The organism is Paenibacillus sp. 2TAF8 (assembly GCF_052114825.1).
In the GTDB taxonomy this organism is placed as follows: domain Bacteria; phylum Bacillota; class Bacilli; order Paenibacillales; family Paenibacillaceae; genus Paenibacillus.
The window spans coordinates 25006-45054 of record NZ_JBFRFN010000010.1 but is presented as its reverse complement, the minus strand read 5'-3'; the positions used below and the strand labels follow the sequence as shown (position 1 = coordinate 45054).

The 20049-nt window shown below is 50.1% G+C and carries 16 protein-coding genes; 4 read left to right on the top strand and 12 right to left on the bottom strand.

All coding sequences use genetic code 11. The features are described 5' to 3' along the window. Positions 1-27 precede the first annotated feature (27 nt). The 11 genes from AB4Z30_RS16430 to AB4Z30_RS16380 form a co-directional block, all read right to left on the bottom strand. Positions 28-255 carry a hypothetical protein gene (locus tag AB4Z30_RS16430; RefSeq protein ID WP_441928233.1) on the bottom strand — a complete coding sequence of 76 codons (228 nt, stop codon included), beginning with the start codon at positions 253-255 and terminating at the stop codon, positions 28-30. Then, the gene (gene hydA / locus AB4Z30_RS16425; protein WP_441928231.1) at positions 255-1700 is read right to left on the bottom strand and encodes a dihydropyrimidinase; all 1446 of its coding nucleotides are present in this window, start codon (positions 1698-1700) and stop codon (positions 255-257) included. Before hydA ends, AB4Z30_RS16430 begins: the two co-directional genes overlap by 1 nt. After that, positions 1697-2992 carry an NAD-dependent dihydropyrimidine dehydrogenase subunit PreA gene (preA, locus tag AB4Z30_RS16420; protein WP_441928229.1) on the bottom strand — a complete coding sequence of 432 codons (1296 nt, stop codon included), beginning with the start codon at positions 2990-2992 and terminating at the stop codon, positions 1697-1699. The genes hydA and preA overlap by 4 nt, the downstream gene beginning before the upstream one ends. 335 nt (positions 2993-3327) lie before the next feature. After that, the gene (locus tag AB4Z30_RS16415; protein WP_441928487.1) at positions 3328-4695 is read right to left on the bottom strand and encodes an NAD(P)-dependent oxidoreductase; all 1368 of its coding nucleotides are present in this window, start codon (positions 4693-4695) and stop codon (positions 3328-3330) included. A 102-nt stretch (positions 4696-4797) separates the two neighbouring features. Continuing rightward, positions 4798-5679 (bottom strand): nitrilase-related carbon-nitrogen hydrolase, encoded by an 882-nt coding sequence (locus AB4Z30_RS16410; RefSeq protein ID WP_441928227.1) that lies wholly within the window; start codon positions 5677-5679, stop codon positions 4798-4800. Positions 5680-5683: 4 nt separating this feature from the next. Next, positions 5684-6958, bottom strand: coding sequence for a M20 family metallo-hydrolase (locus tag AB4Z30_RS16405; protein ID WP_441928225.1), 1275 nt, complete (start codon positions 6956-6958; stop codon positions 5684-5686). Between the two features lie 24 nt (positions 6959-6982). After that, positions 6983-8371 carry an aspartate aminotransferase family protein gene (locus tag AB4Z30_RS16400; protein WP_441928223.1) on the bottom strand — a complete coding sequence of 463 codons (1389 nt, stop codon included), beginning with the start codon at positions 8369-8371 and terminating at the stop codon, positions 6983-6985. A 195-nt stretch (positions 8372-8566) separates the two neighbouring features. Further along, positions 8567-9631 (bottom strand): ABC transporter substrate-binding protein, encoded by a 1065-nt coding sequence (locus AB4Z30_RS16395; RefSeq protein ID WP_441928221.1) that lies wholly within the window; start codon positions 9629-9631, stop codon positions 8567-8569. 150 nt (positions 9632-9781) lie between these two features. Further along, positions 9782-10714 (bottom strand): ABC transporter permease, encoded by a 933-nt coding sequence (locus AB4Z30_RS16390; RefSeq protein ID WP_441928219.1) that lies wholly within the window; start codon positions 10712-10714, stop codon positions 9782-9784. 2 nt (positions 10715-10716) lie between these two features. Beyond that, entirely contained in the window at positions 10717-11523 is an 807-nt protein-coding gene (locus AB4Z30_RS16385; RefSeq protein ID WP_441928217.1) for an ABC transporter permease, read from the bottom strand. Continuing rightward, entirely contained in the window at positions 11504-12349 is an 846-nt protein-coding gene (locus AB4Z30_RS16380) for an ABC transporter ATP-binding protein (protein WP_441928215.1), read from the bottom strand. Before AB4Z30_RS16380 ends, AB4Z30_RS16385 begins: the two co-directional genes overlap by 20 nt. A 511-nt stretch (positions 12350-12860) precedes the next feature. Between AB4Z30_RS16380 and AB4Z30_RS16375 the strand changes: the two genes are divergently transcribed. The 3 genes from AB4Z30_RS16375 (at position 12861) to AB4Z30_RS16365 (ending at position 17371) form a co-directional block, all read left to right on the top strand. Then, a complete protein-coding gene (locus AB4Z30_RS16375; RefSeq protein ID WP_441928213.1) occupies positions 12861-15071 on the top strand; it encodes a methyl-accepting chemotaxis protein in 2211 nt (736 codons plus the stop codon). Between the two features lie 134 nt (positions 15072-15205). Then, entirely contained in the window at positions 15206-16207 is a 1002-nt protein-coding gene (gene moaA / locus AB4Z30_RS16370) for a GTP 3',8-cyclase MoaA (protein WP_441928211.1), read from the top strand. 327 nt (positions 16208-16534) lie between these two features. After that, a complete protein-coding gene (locus tag AB4Z30_RS16365; protein WP_441928209.1) occupies positions 16535-17371 on the top strand; it encodes a methyl-accepting chemotaxis protein in 837 nt (278 codons plus the stop codon). Between the two features lie 162 nt (positions 17372-17533). Here the strand turns inward: AB4Z30_RS16365 and AB4Z30_RS16360 are convergent, their stop codons facing one another. Continuing rightward, positions 17534-18142, bottom strand: a complete 609-nt coding sequence (locus tag AB4Z30_RS16360) for a LysE/ArgO family amino acid transporter (RefSeq protein ID WP_441928207.1) — start codon at positions 18140-18142, stop codon at positions 17534-17536. A 230-nt stretch (positions 18143-18372) separates the two neighbouring features. Between AB4Z30_RS16360 and AB4Z30_RS16355 the strand changes: the two genes are divergently transcribed. Beyond that, entirely contained in the window at positions 18373-19890 is a 1518-nt protein-coding gene (locus tag AB4Z30_RS16355) for an aminotransferase-like domain-containing protein (protein ID WP_441928205.1), read from the top strand. The last annotated feature ends 159 nt before the right edge of the window (positions 19891-20049 follow it).

Sequence of the window (20049 nt, the reverse complement as noted above, 5' to 3'; positions counted from 1 at the left end):
AGTTAAGCCATTCCCATCACACAGTAACTATGCACTACGCTGTTCCTTTAACTGACGTATGAGAATGTAACTGAACCATTTTCGGCCCAAGGCTGTCCCCACATACTGCTCCACATCTTCTCCTGGAAGATCAGGGTGTGCCCATATCACATGAGCCCCCTCCAGATGTTCCCGGACCGAACAGATTCGATACCCCTGTGCGACCAATCGCTCAATGCCCAGCTTCTCCCGTTCAAATGCCTCGTGCTCCGACATCAGTCCCGCCCCCCATGAATAGTAGTCACCGGTTGCCTCGACGGAATCGGTGCTCCTGCATCATATTTATTACGTTTTACATATTGTCCCGCTCCTGGAGTACCAACATACTGCCGATTGCGTACCACATACTCCCCACGACAGAACACGGTCACCGGACACCCCTGCACCTGCATGCCTTCGAATGCACTATAATCCACGTTCATATGATGTGTTTCCGCCGAAATCATCCTAGTAACGGAAGGGTCAAAAATAACAATATCCGCATCCGTTCCCACCGCAAGGGTTCCCTTCTGTGGAAATAATCCGAATAATTTGCTGGCCCTGGTTGAGCACAAATCAACCCATTGATTGAGCGATATCCGCCCTTTGGCTACGCCCTCCGAATATAGAATACTTAGCCGATCCTCAATCACAGGCCCCCCGTTAGGAATTTTGCTGAAGTCATCTTTACCCAGATCCTTCTGCCCCTTGAAGTTAAACGAGCAATGATCCGAACCAATCGTCTGCAACTGCCCACTTTGCAGTGCATTCCACAGTGCTTCCTGATGCCCCTTCTCTCTCAGCGGAGGTGACCAAACATATTTGGCACCCTCAAAGTCCGGCTGATCCATTATGGACTGATCCAGCGTCAGATATTGCGGACATGTCTCTCCCCAGATTCGGCATCCCATCTCGCGCATACGCGCGATCTGCTCCACTGCTTCGGCACATGTAACATGCACCACATAAAGCTGCGAATCAGCCAGCGCGGCCAAACGGGCGGCACGTCCCGTTGCTTCTCCCTCCAGCATAGAAGGGCGGGTCAGTGCATGATGAATCGGTGCTGTGTGACCTTCAGCAAGCGCCTGCTTCACAAGCAGGTCAATAACATCTCCATTCTCGGCATGCACCATGACAAGTGCACCGTAGTCTCTCGCTTTTTGTAACGTCTGAAAGAGGATGCCATCATCAGCCTGAAACTGGTTTTTGTATGCCATGAACACTTTGAAGGACGATACGCCCTCCTCTTCAATCATCTGCGGCAGTTCTTCCAGCACCTGCTCGTTCATCTCGCCAATCATCAGGTGAAATCCATAGTCAATGACTGCTTTCCCCTCGGCTTTGCGATGCCATTCTTGTAGGGATTCGGATAAAGGACGACCTTTCTGGGTCAGACAAAAGTCAATGATGGTTGTGGTGCCACCAAAGGCCGCAGCCGTTGTGCCCGTTGCAAAATCATCCGCTGTGACAGTGCCGCCAAACGGCATATCGAGATGTGTATGCGGATCGATACCGCCAGGTATGATATAACAGCCTGTTGCATCAAGTACTTCTGTCTGATCATCAGGGATTAACCCGATGCCGATCTGTGCAATTTTTCCCGCTGTGATCAATAGATCGGCCTCAAAGGTATCCGATGCCGTCACCAAAATACCACCGCGAATCAGTGTACGTGTACTCATGAAATCGCCTCCTTGGCTGATGGATTATGAATGGACTGTAGCAGGGAAATCGCCGACTGACGTTCATTCCAGGTGACCGGCTCCTGTTCCGGTGCAAGCTCAATCATCTCGATCGCACCGTCCACCGGGCAGACGATGGAACACAGATTACAGCCGACACAATCCTCCTCTACCACTTCAAGATAAGCACCTGACGGGTCGGTCAACATATCAATACATTGATGTGATGTATCTTCACAGGCGATATGGCACTTATTGCAATTGATGCATACGTCACGATTGATGCGGGCAACCACCTTGTAATTGAGGTCCAGATTGCCCCAATCCGAGTATCTCGGCACGGTCTGACCGACCAGTTCGGCTACACTCTGAAGTCCTTTTTCATCCAAATAATCGTTCAGCCCTTCGATCATGTCCTCTACAATGCGGAATCCATGGTGCATCGCAGCTGTACATATCTGTACTCCCGTTGCGCCCATCAGCAGAAACTCTGCCGTATCGCGCCAGTCCGATATACCGCCGATACCCGAAATCGGCACACCCACTTCGGGATGACGGGCACACTCCGCTACCATGTTGAGCGCAATGGGTTTGACAGCCGGGCCACAGTATCCACCGTGTGCTCCCTTGCCGCCTACATGCGGCACCGTGTTCCATGAGTCCAGATCAACACCAGCAAGAGAATTAATTGTATTGATGAGTGAGATCGCATCTGCACCACCACGTACAGCCGCGCGGGCTGTTGCCGTAATATCTGTAATGTTGGGTGTCAGCTTTACGATGACCGGTGTGGTAGCCACTTCTTTTACCCACATCGTCTGCAGCTCGACAAGATCAGGCTGTTGGCCTGATGCAGCGCCCATACCTCGCTCTGCCATACCGTGCGGACATCCAAAGTTCAGCTCCAGACCATCGACGCCAACGTCCTCGACCTTTTTGACAATCTCATGCCACTTTTCCCGCTTCGGTTCCACCATTAGAGATGCCACGACGGCGCGGTCAGGGAAACGTTTCTTCGTCTCGGCAATCTCGCGCAGATTGACCTCCAGTGGACGATCGGAGATCAGCTCAATATTGTTAAAGCCTGCCACACGCTGACCGCCAAAATGTACTGCTGCAAAACGTGAGGAGGTGTTAATAATCGGCTCCCCAAGTGTCTTCCACACCGCGCCACCCCAGCCCGCTTCAAACGCACGCTGTACCTGGTACCCGGTATTGGTTGGTGGTGCCGAGGCAAGCCAGAATGGATTAGGTGACCGGATGCCCGCCAGATTAATGGATAAATCAGCCATATCGAACCCTCCTTGATGTGAGTTTGAGATGAATCTACGCTAACTAAAACTAAGATGAACGTAAACAAGGATAGCCCTCTAACGATCTCCACAGCGCTTATTCAACTGAAATTCAGCCTTTGGGAATTCTAACGATCCTTAGGAACGTTATTTTGCTTTTTTTGCCCATTTCCGGCCTGAATCCGCAGGTTTTGGGTGAAATAAGGTTTGTGGTGATCGTTAGAATTTCACATGCCTTGTTTTTGCAGAAATAGGGTGTCTGGTGATCGTTAGCCGATTAGGAGCCAGTATGAAGTCCCGTGGAGATGGGTTTCTGAGAAAGCGTACACACTCCCTTACGCGCTTTCTTCCGAGCGACCAGGCAGCATTTTCATGATCGTGGCAGCAACCAATTTACCCTGTTGTACCGCTGAAACGACCATGGCCTCTCCTTGGCCTTGGCCAAAAATGACGTCTCCTGCCGCGTACACCTGAGGATGAGAGGTACGATACGAATGCGCCTCGACTTCTACCACACCTCCATGATGTTTCAGCTCGAACGCCTCAATGAGTGGCAATAACCGATTTTGTCCAATGGCCCGAATCACCGTGTCACATTCGATAATAAAGGATGAATTTTCCACCGCCACAGGCATCGCACGTCCGCCGCCGGGTGGGGTTACAAGTTCCATTTTCACACATTCCACCGCTCGAACCCTGCCATTCTCGTCTCCAACAATACGCTTCGGCATCGTAAACCAACGAAACTCCACGCCCTCTTGCTTGGCAAACGTGTACTCAAATGCATAGGCCGTCATCTGCTGCTCTCCGCGCCGATACAACATCTGTACTCGCTCTGCACCCAGACGCACGGAACAAGTCGCTGCATCCACTGCCGTATTACCTGCGCCAATCACAGTTACATTCAGACCATGCAGTGCCGGGGGTACACCCTGCTTGGTCGATTCTACAAGTTCAATCGCATCATAGACGCCTTCCAGTGTCTCCCCTTCAATGCCCAGCATCGGGACCGCTCCCATCCCACATGCGAGAATGACAGCCTCATGTTGCTCCAGCAACTCGGGGGCCGCTATATCTACACCAACCCGTACACCGTATCGTATCTTTACCCCCAGTGCCTCCACCTGCTCGACTTCCCACAATGGGATCGACTCCGGAAGACGGAAGGATACGATGCCATAGGTATTCAGTCCGCCGCCTTTCGCCTTGGCTTCATAGATGGTGACGTCATACCCTGCCCGGCCCAATTCACGTGCTGCGGAGAGCCCTGCCGGTCCTGCCCCAACAATAGCGACATTTCTCCCGTTGGCAGGGGCTGCTTGAAACAGCGGTTCATGCTTCTCCCTTGCCCAGTCTGTGGCATAGCGCTGCAGATCACCGATGCGAATCGGTTTGGAGGACTCGTTCAGCACACAGGCCCCCTCACACAACTCTTCTGTAGGGCAGACACGTGCGCAACTCGCGCCAACCGGATTGGCATCCATGATGGTGCGAGCTGACCCTTTGAGATGTCCTGTTGCTATTTTTTTGATAAAAGAAGGAATATTGATATCCGTAGGACATGCCTTAATACATGGGGCATCATAACAATACAGACAGCGGTTGGACTCTTCCATCGCTTCCTTATTGGTCATGACCGGTTTCATCTCGCTAAAACGATTTTCCCAACCGTAATCCGACCATGCTGTTCCAGAACGGTTCATCAATGTCACGCACCTCCCGCGAAAGATTATTGCCGTACCATCCATTGATATGCCAGACACATGCCATGCCTATGCCTCCTGCAACAACGCCGTAAATCCGATCTACAAGCTCACCAGATGTTCATACGTCTCCGGCCTGCGATCCCGGTAAAACTGCCACACATTACGTACCTCACGGATCAACTCCGTATCCATCTCGCCAATGATCACTTCATCCTGATCCCTGCTGCCCATCGCAACCATGCGCCCTCGTGGGTCCACCAGATACGACTGTCCATAAAACTCACCCATGTTCCACGGCACCTCCATGCCCACACGGTTGATTGCCGCTACATAGTATCCGTTGGCTACCGCATGGGCTGGCTGTTCCAGCTTCCATAGATACTCCGAGGTGCCTGCCACTGTAGCCGATGGATTAAAAACAATTTCTGCCCCTGCCAGCCCAAGCAGACGTGCCCCTTCAGGAAAATGTCGATCATAACAGATATACACGCCCACTTTGGCGTAAGCCGTATTGAATACCGGATAACCGAGATTACCAGGTTTGAAATAATACTTTTCCCAAAAGCCGTTCGTGCCCTCTCCCGCCTCGACATGCGGAATATGATGTTTGCGGTATTTGCCCAGATACGTTCCATCCGCATCAATTACTGCCGCCGTATTGTAATAAGAAGCAATGCCCTCCACTTCGTACACGGGTAAAATCAGGACAACTGCAAGCTCCTTCGCCAGCTCTTGAAAACGCCTGGTCGTTGGCCCTTCGGGTACCTGCTCTGCGGATGCATACCATTTGGGCGTTTGTTCTGTGCAAAAGTAAGGCCCGTAAAACACTTCCTGCAGTCCGATGATCTTCGCCCCTCGTGCTGCTGCCTCGCGTACAAGTGTAATATGTTTCTGAATGGCTGCCTCCTTATGCACTTCAACCGGGGCCGACCCTTCAATCTCATGAGAAGCCTGAATCAAACCGATGCTGATTTTCGCCATAACGTTATCCCGCCTCCTTTGGTGGATTACCGGTGCACATCTTGCGAATGGTGCGATAGAGCACCTCCGTACCTAACGCAATATCCCCCAGGGAGGAATATTCACTGGGATGATGACTGATACCGTCCTTGCTGCGGACAAAAATCATGCCATAATCACACACATAAGATAATGCGAGCGCATCATGGAACGGGCCACTCATCAATTCAGGCATCACGATCCCCATCTCTTCCGCGGAAGAGCGAATGATAGACATGATCGACTCGGCACAATAACGCGGTTCACTGTTGGTATCCTCGGTGACGGTATAGGTCAGACCGTATCGGGAGCTGACTTCATCCAGCAATGTCATCAAACGGGCTTCCAGCCGATTACGCCGCTCCATCTCCATATCACGCAAATCCACGGTGAAGCTCACTTCTTCCGGAATAATATTCCTTGAATCCGGAAATACCCTCAGACTTCCTACCGTACCGACAGTGGGCGCTCCCGGATCTTCACGGACCATATCATCAAAGGCCGCAATCACTTTGGCACTGCCCACAAGTGCATCATGACGCATCCCCATCGGCACAGAGCCTGCATGCCCGGCCATCCCTTTCATGGTCACTGTGAGCCAGAGCGGACCCGAGATGCCTGTCACCAGACCGATCCGGGCATCCATAGCCTCAAGTACAGGTCCCTGCTCAATATGTAGCTCCAGATAACTGCCAATGGAACCGGGAGGGTACACCGCTGCTGCGAATTCTGAGGGCGAACACCCGAAGGATGCCAGCGCCTCCCGGCGAGTGACCCCGTTTTTATCCTGGCGTTCCAGCTCCCCCTCCTCCAACTGGTTTGTGATACCGCGGGAACCAAATAAACCTTTGTTAAACCGTGATCCCTCTTCATCGCAAAAAGCAATCACTTCGATCGGCATACGCGGCTGTACGCCTTGTTCGATCAGGCACTGTACGGCCTCCAGCGCACCGAGTACACCGATCGCACCGTCATAACGACCTCCATACGGCTGGGAGTCGATATGTGAACCGACCATCAGAATAGGTCTGGCTGCATCCGTCCCTTCCAGGCGGCCAATCAGATTACCGAAAGCATCCATTCGAGTCACAAGGCCTGCCTTTTCCATCCAGAACCTGACCTGATTGATGCCCTCCATGTCCTCTGGAGTAAGGGCAAGCCTGCATACCCCTGTATCTCCGATCTTGCCGATCTGAGCTAACTGTTCAATACGTTCATCCAGCCTCAGCTGATTAATGGATAACTCGGTTCTGGTCTGCATCCTTCCTCTCCTCCTTGTCACGCGTTAAATCAACTCATGCCTACCTTCATCCAGACTACGAAGTGCAGTAAACAAATGACTTACGATAAGGTCCAGTTCTTCCTCTGTGGTGACAAAGGGCGGCGATAGGGTCAAAATGTTCGCAAAGCCCGGCACCGTGTCTCCGTTCTTGCCGATCAGGATACCTTCCCGTTTACAATGAGCTAGCACCTTCATGACGTTCTCTGTTGTCGCCGGTGAACCGTCCTGTTCAATCATCTCGATGCCGCAGGCGAATCCGAATAGACGGATATCGCCTACGGAAGGAAGCTCAAGTAACGGTGATAATTTCTCTCCAAGTAGCTGACCTAGCTCTGCAGCCCGGCTGACCAGTTGCTCCCTTTCCAAAATCTCCAGATTCGCCAGCGCAACCTGGCAGGATACCGGATTCCCACCAAACGTGTTCACATGGCGAAAGTGGTTATCCGTACCAGGTTCACGAAAAGACTCATACAGGTCGGCTCTTATCGCTGTAGCGGATAACGGGGCGTAGGCACTCGTCATGCCTTTAGCCATTGTGACGATGTCCGGCTGTACACCATAATTCTGGTGACCGAACTTTTGTCCAGAGCGGCCAAAGCCGCAGATCACCTCATCGACAATGAACAGCACGCCATAGCGCTGGCAGATGTCCTGTACCCTGCGCATATAATCCGGCGGAGGAACAATCATACCGCCACCGGTAATCACCGGCTCAATAATTACGGCAGCCACCGTCTCCGGGCCCTCCCATTGAATGACTTCCTCATAGATGGCTGCACATTCAAGATTGCAGCTATCTTTACTTTTTCCAAACGGACAACGGTAACAGTACGGCGGAGGAACATGGGAGAAGCCTACACCGAGCGGCTCGTATTTGATCTTGCGTGCAGCTTGCCCTGTGGCGCCCAGTGCCCCCATAGAGTTACCGTGATAGGCACGGTGAAGAGAGATGAATTTGTGACGTGCGGGATCGCCATTCTGATGGTGGAACTGACGGGCTATTTTGAAAGCCACCTCATTAGCATCCGAACCTGAATTGGAGAAAAAGATTCGATACTCTCCCTCTAGCCATTCATTCAGCTTCTCAGCCAGTAAAATCGCCGGCTCATGGCTCTGTGTCATCGGGATATACGCGAGAGTTTTCATCTGTTCATAGGCACGTTTGGCAATCTCCTCACGTCCATGCCCTACATTGACGCACCATAAGCCCGACATGGCATCAAGGTAACGTTTACCCTCCTGATCCGTAATCCAGCTGCCCTCTCCGCTAATGGCAATCAACGGGTGATCGTTATGCGGTGAGATGTGGTGCCAGACATATTTGCGATCCTTCTCCAGCCATTCTTCCCTCGTACCGCCCAGACGTTGTGATTGCTGATCCACAGAACCCATCCACCGTGCTCCCTTCTCTTATGTGATGCGAGTAGCAACGTTCCAACGTCATGCCCATTCATGTGATGACGTGCATCCAAGAACTCGGTATTATGCGACAACGATTAATTCATCCATGGGTTTATGTTCCATGTCTCAGTCTCTTTCAAGACTCCTATACATCTTCCGTTCTGCCAAACCGCCCAGCCTCCGGGTTTATTTCACGGCCTCTTCATATATACTCTTCTCTAGTGTTTCATCCAGATTGGCTGCTTTCTTGATCAGTCCATATTTCAGTGCAATATCTGCCGTGCGGGTAAACGATTCCTCGACAAAACTTCCCACTTGTTTCTCGGTAAACCCTTCCGGACGAATCAGCTTGGCAATCTCTTCAAGCATCGTCACTTGATGTTCACGAGTCGTACTCCCCTCCGTCACATTATTCATCACGATGTCCACCGTCTCATCCTGATGATCAATGGCGTAGTTCCAGCCTTTCAGGATGGCCCGGGTTACTTTTACCGCCAATTCGTGATTGTTCTCCACCCAGTCCTTCTTGGCAATCAGCGTATCCTCCAGCATGCCGACTCCGGCATCCTCAATGTTGAACACGTTCAGATCCGATTCTTTTGTGCCGCTTTCCAGTACAACGTGATATTCGTTATAAATCGTGGCTGTAGCCACATCCACCTGATCATTGAAAAACTGATCCATCGTAAAGCCCTGCTTCACCAGCTCAATATCCTTTTTCGGATCGAGTCCATTCTTCTCCATAAAAGCAAGCACCTGAAATTGCTGACTTCCAAACCAGGTACTCACCTTCTTGCCCTTCATCTGTGCCGGATCGGTAATGCCTGCGGACTTCTTCGCAATCAGTCGATAACTACTCTTCTGTGAGATCTGGGCAAGAGAAACGAGGGGGAGACCGTTATCCCGGCTGACCAGTAGACTATCTACTCCGGTAATGCCCACATCGGCTGCTCCATTAACGACCTGCTGTTCGATGACGATATCCGGCCCCCCTGGAATAATCTCTGCATCAATACCTTCTTCTGCAAAAAAACCTTGTTCCTTCGCGGCATATATTCCGGCAAACTGTGCTTGCGGTACCCATTTAAGCTGAATCTTCACTTTGGTTAATGCCTGCTCTGCGGTTCCTGAACCACCCGAGCTTACGGCGGCTGGCTGCGCCGCCGGCTCGCTTTTTGCGGAACATGCTGCCAGCACCAGCACCACACACAAGATCAACATCCCTAAACCCGGCTTCAACGTTTTGTACATGTACAGAACAACCCCCTGTTTATATATCGATTTTGTTAACGGTACGAGAAACGGAGAACGAATCTTCTGCTAGAACACAGAGCATTCAGAATTGTATGGAGGGATAATCGAATCCTTATTCATGTGCATTCTTTTTCTGTACATGCCTGCCTACTTCGCTTCCGAGTGCACACGACTCCAGTGAAGCAGGCGCTTTTCAGCCAGAACAACCGTCTCATAGAGTACAATGCCGAGGATTGATGCGATGACGATACAGGACCAGGCCAGCGGCATGTTGGCAAGCCGAATCTGATCAGAGAGCAAGTAACCCAGCCCTTGGGATGCGATAAAAAACTCCCCAACAATCGCGCCGATAATACTGGTCGACATGTTGATTTTCAGACCCGCAAAGAGAGATGGCAGCGCATGGGGCATCCTCAGCTTCCAAAAGAACTGTTTCCTGCTCGCCGCCATGCTACTCAGCAGTTCTTCATACTGCGGCTGAATAGAGGTCAGCCCTTTGAACAGGCTGACGGCCATTGCAGCCATCGTGATGACCGACACGACGGCGATACGGGACCAGATCCCGTCTCCGAACCAGTTGTTCATGATCGGAGCCAGAGCCACAATCGGAACAGCATTAAGTGCAGACAAGACTGTAACGACAGCCCTGCCACTATTCGCGAAAAGTGACGCTCCCATCGCAGCCAGAGCCCCTAGCAGCGAGCCAATCAGAAAACCGCCCAGCATCTCCGTACTACTGTAGATGGCATAGCGGAAGAGCATCTCGGCGTTCTCCCGGATAGACGCAGCAATGGCAGAGGGTACGGGCAACTGATAATCTTCCAGTGACAGTAGCACATGAAAGAAGCGCAGTTGCCACAATGTTAGAAAGATCGCTCCTGCGAGCCAAGGCAACAGGTTGCGGAGCAGCATGCCGGCCTTCATGCCAATACGCGAAGTACTTGTGCGGAAATGACCAGCAGATGAGGAAGAATGTTCTGTTTGTTGTCTCTGTCCCCTATTGCCAGGAAGAGGATGCCCCGTAACTCCGCTTGCTGTTCCCTCATCACTTTTTCGCTGGAGTACACTGCTTTTGCTCACGGCTACTCCCCTCCTTTGGGTCTGAATTCGGGCTGCCATGGGGTAAGCCAGCGTTCAGCCAAGCTGATGAAAAGATAGAAGATGAGGCCAATGCCCATGCTGAGCATGATGGTTGCCCAGAACATACCCGCTTGTGCTGAACCATAATACAGTGAGCTGACCATCAGCACGCCAAGTCCATCAGGTGCGCCCATCAGTTCCACGACAATCGAGGAGGTCACTGCGAGCGGAGCCGCAATTTTCATGCCGGAGAATAGACCTGGAAGCGCCGAAGGCAGTAAACACTTTACGTAACGTGCTCTCCACGAAGTGCCGTAGGCGCGCATGAGTTCCAGATGCTGGGGAGAAGCACTTTTCAACCCTTTTAAGGTATGGATGATGACAGGGAAAAAGGTAACATATGCCGCCATGACAATTCGCGCCCACTCGGCGTTGTGAATAATGCCATATACAATCGGAGCTAGCCCGATGACCGGAACCATCTGAGAAGACACCACATAAGGAGATAACGTGCGTTCGATCCAGACCGCGGCGCTCATGAGCAGTGCCAGTAATGCCCCCAGCAATGTTCCTCCGGCGAAACCGATGGCAGCATTGCCAAAGGTAACCGAACCTTGCTCCGCCAGCGTGTTCCAGTGACGGAAAAATGACTCCATGACAACGTGAAGATATGGTAGACGAGAAGTGGCCTGCTGCGGAGACATAAACAGATGTAACGTCCAAGCTAGCCCTTCCCAAAGGACGAAAATCGATATGATCCAGATCATTACCCAGGCACGGTAACCCGGTTTAAGTAAACGAAGGAACATGGGCTTTATCACGCTCCTCATGAAAACAGTTACGAATCGTCGTTATCATCTGATAGAAAGGTTCGGTTTCCCTCAACTGGCTCACTCGCTCAGCTGGAAGGTTTACGGAATGGATCGAATGCACTTGGCCCGGATGGGCAGAGAGTACGATGATGCGGTCTGATAAAAAGACTGCTTCGGGGATGCTATGGGTAACAAAGAGGAAGGTTTTACCGGTAGAACGTTTGATCTCAAGCAGCTCCATCTGCAGTTTTTCTTTGGTGAATTCATCCAGCGCAGAGAACGGCTCATCCATTAACAGAAGGGGTGGATCAAGCGCCAGCGCACGTGCAATGGACACGCGTTGTTGCATCCCTCCGCTCAGCTGCCATGGATAATGATCTGCAAATCTAGTCAGTCCAACCATATCCAGCAGTTCACTGCTAATGCGTCGACACTCTTTTCGCCGGGTACCTAGTAGTTCCAGCGGCAGCTCTACATTGTGACGAACTGTACGCCAATCGAACAGGGCCGGAGTCTGAAAAACGATGCCAAATTGCCGTTGCAGTCTCGCCTGCTTTGGTTCCTGTCCAGCAATCTGGACACGGCCTGTTGTTGGCTGGAGAAGATCAGCGACAATTCGGAGTAATGTTGATTTGCCACAGCCGGAGGGACCGAGCAGGGAGACAAATTCATTGGGGGCAATATGAAACGTCACATCGGATAGGGCAGTTACTTGCTGAGGACCACTGCCAAAAATGACAGAAACATGATCCACATCAATAAGAAGCTGTTCAGCGGCACTTTTCGTAGATTGATGAAGTGATACAACATAGGGAGAGGTCATAGGCATTCTCCTTTTGAAGGATGGGGTGGTTGGAGACGACATCGGTTGATCGGTGGAAGGTTAACCTACACAAACGTAACGGGTTGACTTGTTAGATACTACTATATCGCTTTACGTGAAAATTACATTATACAAACTGTTTGGAGTATGGGCTTGAACATGTGACAAACTGTAAAATGAGATTGATTCTCAGCATATCTGTTACACATTTGTTGTGATATGAACTAACATGCAGCTACCATAAATGAAACGCCCTCTCCACTCCCTCTTCTGCAAACAGCGTATATTCATTTGTATTAATTGATGAAATATTCGGAAAATATGACATAACCCCTCGTAATCCTATGAGATTTCATGTATAACGATGGATATAGATAGAGAATGCAATGAAGCCATCGTCGGATACAGTTATATCACTTATAGCTTGAATTGAATTACCACAAAATCATGGAAAACGACATGTTTGAGGGCTGTTCAAATCTTTTTAAATCCAAAATTTGGGGTGGTCATCATGTTTGATTGGCTGGGATGGAAAAAAGGATTACCACTATGGTGGTCTTATCGGTTAAACGCACACCGTAAGGAAGATGTGGAGCACATTTTTGAAGGGATCGCGGAGACTAGAAGACAATTACTGATGGATTGGGCGAGTGATCAATGGAGCCATCTGGATCGATTGCTTCATCAGATCGAATCGGTTGACCTCCAAAGTGTGAAGCCCGGATCACCACAGACAGATAAGATCGATACCTGGTTTAAGGCGACCTACGCACGAACTCAGGATAGCACGGAGTGGTTCATGCTCAACGAGCAAAATGAGGTTGTATTTTCTACATATAAGAAACATATAGGTCAACATTATACCCCTAACGAGCATAGATCCTTTGGTCCCGGATTGAGCTATGCACAGGCAGGTATACAAGGCCGGAAGTGTCTGTACGGTCCGTATTCTGATCCGCTTACACTCGAGATGGGGCCACGCTCGTCCACATTTCATGATGCGGTTACCCTGATGTTCATTGCCCCTATCGTGCAGCAAGGTAGTTATGTCGGTGCTTTATGCAACCGTATTCCTGGCGACGTGCTTGGTGACCTCATTCAGCGTGAATCGGGACATATCTACCCGGACTCAGGTGATAACTATCTGTTTATGGCCGAGTCTGTCTTGCGACCTGAGCTACAGCTAGGTACCGCTCTATCTAGGAGCCGCTTTGAGGATCAAACGTTTACACATGGGGAAAACCTGAAAGATGGTGTGACCACCGATTGGGGCATCGTGTCTGTCCAGAAGCATACAGAGCTTGAGCTGATGTTTACCGATCCCTCTACAGACCAATTACATCCTGGAGTATCGAAAACGATTCAACATGGCTCTAATCTGTTTGTAGCCTATCCCGGTTATTCAGATTACCGCCATATTCCCGTCATCGGTAAAGGTATCACCTTTCAACTCCCGCACTGCCCGGATCGCTGGGGCATGATGTGCGAAGGTGATCTGGAAGAAGTGTACCGCATACGCAGTATCGGATGGCGACAATCCAAACAGCATAGCGTTTATATTATGCTCTCATCCGTTCTTGCTGCCGCCTTGATTTTTGCGCTGACAGGCAGCGGATGGAGCGCTGCTGCAATCGCTGGCTTTAATATCATCTTTGGATTCTTTGGTGCGTTCCAGCTTCATCGTAAACAATACAACCGCGTTCATACAGACTTGCGCAGTCTCAGTCAATTCATTCGAGTAAATGCAGAGGGTAAAGGTGATCTGACTCAGCGTCTGGACACGAATGCTTTCGCTCAAGATGAATCGGGTGAACTGGCCAAATGGATTAATAACATGATCGATTCTCTGGAGAGTATTATGCTCAAAGTTCAGCGGGCTACAGTGGACGTGATGGATAATCAGCATCTGATGCGTGCATCTACAGAGACCACTCAAGTGACTACTGACCGCGTTAACCTCAAGCTTGGTTCAATGATTCAAGCTACCCGTACGCAATTGCAAGACCTGGATCAAGCCAAGCTGGCCGCTGATCATATGCGTTTAACCCTAAAGCAGTTGGAGTCATCCGCCAATGAACAGATTGGTGTAGCAAGACAGGAAGTAGATCGCATCGGTGATAAAATGATTCAAATCTCCGGTGCCGTGTCGGATACAAACCAGACGATTCTCTCCTTTCTGGGCACAATGAAAGACATCTACCGTGCCTTGGCGGTCATTGAAGAAATTTCCGCACAGACCAACCTGCTTGCATTAAATGCGACAATCGAAGCCGCTCGTGTCGGAGAGCATGGACGCGGTTTCTCGGTTGTCGCGGAAGAGATTCGCAAGCTGGCCGATGTGTCCCGTTCCTCCACGGAGGACATTCATCAGATTTTGGATCGGATCTCGACGGCCGCAAGCGCAGCTTCCAAACAAATCACCGAAGGAGATCAGGTGCTTGCAGAAGGAACAACGCTGGTTCAAGCAGCCTCAGAGCTTCTCCAAAAAGCCACTGCCGAAGAAGCCGAGCGTACCCAAGTTGTTGATCAGGTCGTCTTTTTGATGGAAAATATCGCTGCCATCAGCCACCAAAATCGGGTGACCTCTACCGAGGTGGAAGCCGAGATGATGGCGTTGATCCGGGATATGTTGAAGGTTCAGCAATCCTCCCATGATGTGGAGGCCATTACCCTTTTCCTACAGCAAGTCGTCAGCCAATTCCAGCTGAATCAGCCTGCCTAAATTGCTGTCACGGGACGTCATCATTGACGCGGATTGGAGAAATAGCTAAAATTTGATGCAACTGTTGCTTTTACAATTGTCGTATCATTTATTATAGAAGGTTTCCAATCTGAACCGTTGAAAGGGTGGTCTGCATGGAACTGCTTCAGGATTCATTTGGCCGCATACATGACTACATCCGTATTTCCGTTACGGACCGCTGCAATCTGCGCTGTGTCTACTGTATGCCCGCGGAAGGCATGGAGTTTGCTCCGCATGATGAGATAATGAGTTATGAAGAAATTACGGAAGTCCTAAAAGTGCTCGCCCCGATGGGCATGCGCAAGGTTCGGCTCACGGGGGGAGAACCGCTGGTACGAAAGGATTTGCATAAACTTGTGGGCATGATCTCTGCCATTGATGGCATTGAAGACATTGCACTGACCACGAATGCCTTGTTGCTGGACAAACAGGCACAGGCTTTGAAAGATGCTGGACTGAACCGCATTAATATTAGCCTGGACTCCCTGCATGCTGACCGCTTCTCTATGATCACACGCGGTGGAGATGTCAATAAGGTGCTGAAGGGCATCGAGGCAGCCACTGCTGTCGGTCTTGCACCGATTAAGCTAAATGTAGTGCTCATGAAAGGCATCAATGATGATGAAATTAAAGATTTCATTGCCATGACGATGGATCAGCCGCTACATGTGCGATTTATTGAATACATGCCCATTGGGCAGGCTTCCGACTCCTGGCGCAAATCGTATTTGCCGCTGGAGGCCGTAACGGATGTATGTGCCGAGGCTGGCTGGACGGTTGAGAATACCGAAGGCCCTGCCGGGAACGGCCCGTCACGTAATATGAAAATTGCAGGCTCCCAAGGCACATTTGGTCTTATTCATCCGGTCAGTGACCACTTCTGTGATAACTGTAATCGGCTACGACTTACAGCGGACGGACATATCAAGGCTTGTCTGTACTGGTCAGATGAATACAATGTTCGCCGCTATGTAGATGATCCCGATGCGATGGCCGCACTTTTCTTGAAAGCACTCGGTACCAAACCGAAAAATCATGAAATGGCGCTAGCGCTGGAGAAAAAAATGCAATCCCACACCCCGACGGTACGACGCATGTCGCAAATCGGTGGATAGAACGAAGCAGTACAGCTTTACGGCACGACAGAAATATTTCAAGCGCCTAACGGAAAACACATCGTTTGTTGCACATTCCGTCATTTGAAAAAGTCATAATAAATACTGTTTTATGTATGATCAAAACAGACGAGAACATGATGTTCCCGTCTGTTTTTTTGCGCTTATGCATATATCTAATGAAAAATACAACATCCCCTGATTCAAATGCTTCAAAAAAATGTAATAGACGTTATGCCCTTTTCAGGCCTAAATTTCGCTAATCGATCTGACGATGTATAATATACACCCAGATGATATATACACACACTATAGGAGCTGACCTTATTGAACATCGTAGAAGCACTCGTTGCAGCAAGTCCTTATTTTAAAATTATGTTGAAGGAACACGATATCATGATCGCCGTTACCGATACCGAGAAGTTCTGGTATTACGTTCCCAGCAACGAGCTTGATCTTGGCATCAGAGCAGGAGATCCCATCTCTCTTGAAGACCCTACGCTGCGCCGTGCGCTTGTGCATGGGGAGACTTCAGCCAATCGCATTGACGCCAAATTTTACGGCACCGCTATTATATCGGCTGCCACTCCGCTTCATGACGATGAAGGAAAGATTGCGGGCACGCTTGCTATAGGTTTTTCACTTCAAAACGAAGAAAGGCTAGAGCACTTTACCGACCTAATTACTGGCATCAGTAGCAGGCTATCAGAGATGGTGCAGACCGTTGCTGCACAGTCCGAGCAACTAACTGCTTCGTCTACGCAAATTTTGGACAATACACGCCTGGCTGTGAAGAACTCCGGTGAGGTCAACAAAGTTGCCGTATTTATTCGTGAAGTATCGGAGCAGACGAATTTGCTTGGCCTGAATGCAGCCATTGAAGCCGCTCGTGCGGGCGCGGCAGGTGCCGGGTTCGGTGTAGTTGCATCTGAGGTGCGTAAACTGTCCACCGGAACCAAAGAGGCGACGGTGAATATTGAACGTTCCCTCAAGGATGTGCAGTCCTCCATTCAGCAGATGGAGCAGGAGATTACCTCTATTGCTCAGTCAAGCAATGCACAGTCTGAACTTGTAACGGAGTTCAGTGAGATTATTGACCATTTGAACGCAACAAGCCAGGATCTTAAAGTGTTCATTGAATCGATGCTGCTCAAAGCAGAATAAACGAATACATCAGGCTTCCCGTGATTCTACGACGGGGAGCTTTTTTTGGTACGAAGTGTTAGCTAGCAGGTGCAAGGTTGTCCCCTTTTTACATCCATCCAAACTCTACGATTCCTCTAGTTTTCATTGATTCACCCTGTACATGGACTTTGAACATCTGATCTAGGAGTTAAAAAGCCTCCAGCACATCATCAGTGCAATTCCAACCATAATCAAAGCGGATACGCGGCTCAGCATAACTCGTAGATGCCCTGTGCGATCATGATTGCCAACTACGCTGCCTGCAGCGGCAAGCCCCAGAAACCAAATCCAGGATACAGCCATTGTTGTGATCGTAAAATACATACGCTCCGCCCCTGCATACTGAATAGAACTGGTACCAATTACAGCTACGGTATCCAGTAAGGCATGCGGGTTGAGCAGGGACACAGATGCAGCAAAAGCAATCTGCCGTCCTGCAGACATAGCCACTGGAACTTCTTGGGAGGAATCGGATGATTTCCACAGCCCCCAGGCCATATAGAGCAAAAACAGGCTGCCTGCTCCGTATAGGATATTCGTCAATAATGGCCATTGAACCAAAATGAGAGACATTCCCCCCACAGCGACTGCAATCAGTAACGTATCACTGATTCCCGCTGTTATTACAGAGGGCAGTGCATGTCGAACTTTCTTTTGCGTTAACCCTTGATTGAATATAAATACATTCTGAACACCCAGCGGTAAGATCAGGCCAAATGCCAGCACCACTGCATGAATAAAAACGTCCATTGTCCATCCCCCTTATCTCTATCTACAGCGTAGATGAAATCAAGGTAGACGTAACCAGCCACTTGGATGGCTTTGAACCCAACCAAATGGTATAGTGAACGGTACGATTACTATAACGTACATCTTAGAACCATCTGCCTTTGCACATCTTAACAACTGTCATAGGCACACGAATAGCAGCGGCTACGCAACAACTTTATCTTTACGAGTACAGGAGGTGAAACCACCTGATGGGACGTGAACATTCCGATATTTCTTCTAATCGCAGCTGGCAACCAAACCCTGCGCTTGACGTACCTCTGTATCGCCAGATCGAAGCCTATATCCGGCAAAAAATCATAACCGGTGAGTGGTCTGCCGGAACCCGTCTTCCTTCGCAGCGAACACTCGCCGCATCCATGAGTGTAAACCGTAGTACACTGGTCACCGCTCTGGATAACCTGACTGCAGCAGGTATGATCGAAGGGCGCCATGGCGGCGGAACTTATGTCTCCGGTACGGGGTGGCACAGCATGGCTCACGCTTCTGTGCCCAACTGGAGTGAAGCTGCCGAGGAAGGCTGGTACTATCCGAACCTGCCCGAGATTCAGCAGATTAATCAGGCTGAATTCCGCCCTGGCATTATTCGGCTCGGAACAGGTGAACTTGCGCCGGAACAGATGCCTAACGAAGCGTTCAATGAAATTCTCAGGAACATGTCGAGCCGTACACATCCCCTTAATTATATCGAACCTCAAGGTAGTTTGGAGCTTCGTGAAGCGTTATCCGTTCACTTACAGTCCAGCGGCATTCAGGCTTCACCTGATTCGATCCTTATTGTATCCGGCTCTCTTCAGGCACTGCATCTGATTTCCGTAGGATTGCTGCCTCGCGGATCGGCTGTGTTGCTGGAAAAACCATCGTATCTCTATTCCATTCATGCGTTCCAATCAGCCGGTTTGAAGCTGAGCGGGATTACCATGGATGAAGAGGGCATACTACTGGGGCATTTGAAACGAGCAATACAATCGGCAAAAATGGCGAAAAGTGAACTGGACAGCGAATCCTTCCCGCTACTGTACACCATCCCAAGCTTTCATAACCCTACAGGCAGTGTCATGAGCTGTCAGCGCCGGGAAGAATTGATGTCCCTTGCGCGCAATTCCGGTATTTCCATCTTGGAGGATGCCGCTTATCAGGAACTTTGGCTGGATCACCCTCCCCCTCCTCCACTTAAGGCAAGTGATCAGGAAGGTCGAGTGCTGCATATGGGCACACTCTCCAAAGCTGTCAGTCCTGGACTTCGTCTCGGCTGGCTTGTGGGTCCTGTGCCCRTGATTCGCCGTCTTGCTGATATTAAAATGCAGACTGATTACGGCACTAGTTCACTCGCTCAGGAAGCAGCAGCACTATGGTTTGCGGAAGGCCATCATACAAGCCATATGGAGCGGCTACGCCCAGAACTCCGAAGACGCCGAGACCTCATGCTGGGGCTACTACATCGTTATTTTCATGACATTGCAGAATGGGCAAAGCCTGAAGGCGGTTTCTATATATGGATTCGATTTACAGCAGATTCATTATCTATACGCCGATTATTCCATGCTTGTCTGGAAAAAGACGTACTGATTCATCCAGGTTACCTGTATGATCGGCTAGATGCGAGTCATATCCGGCTCTCTTATGCCTATGCTTCGCAAGATGAGATGGAGCGCGGACTGATTGTCCTTGCACAAGAAGCATGCAGGCTAATGAAGCCGAGCGTGTGAGCAGCATCTATTTGCAATGCAAAATTGTAAAATACATGGTTGTCCCCTATTGCACCTCTGATACTCAACCGTGCTTATTCGGGATGCTCACCTTGGTTTCCCTGTCTTTCCATAAATGAGAATAGCCTTGAACTAACGGAGGATATCCGCAGTTCAAGG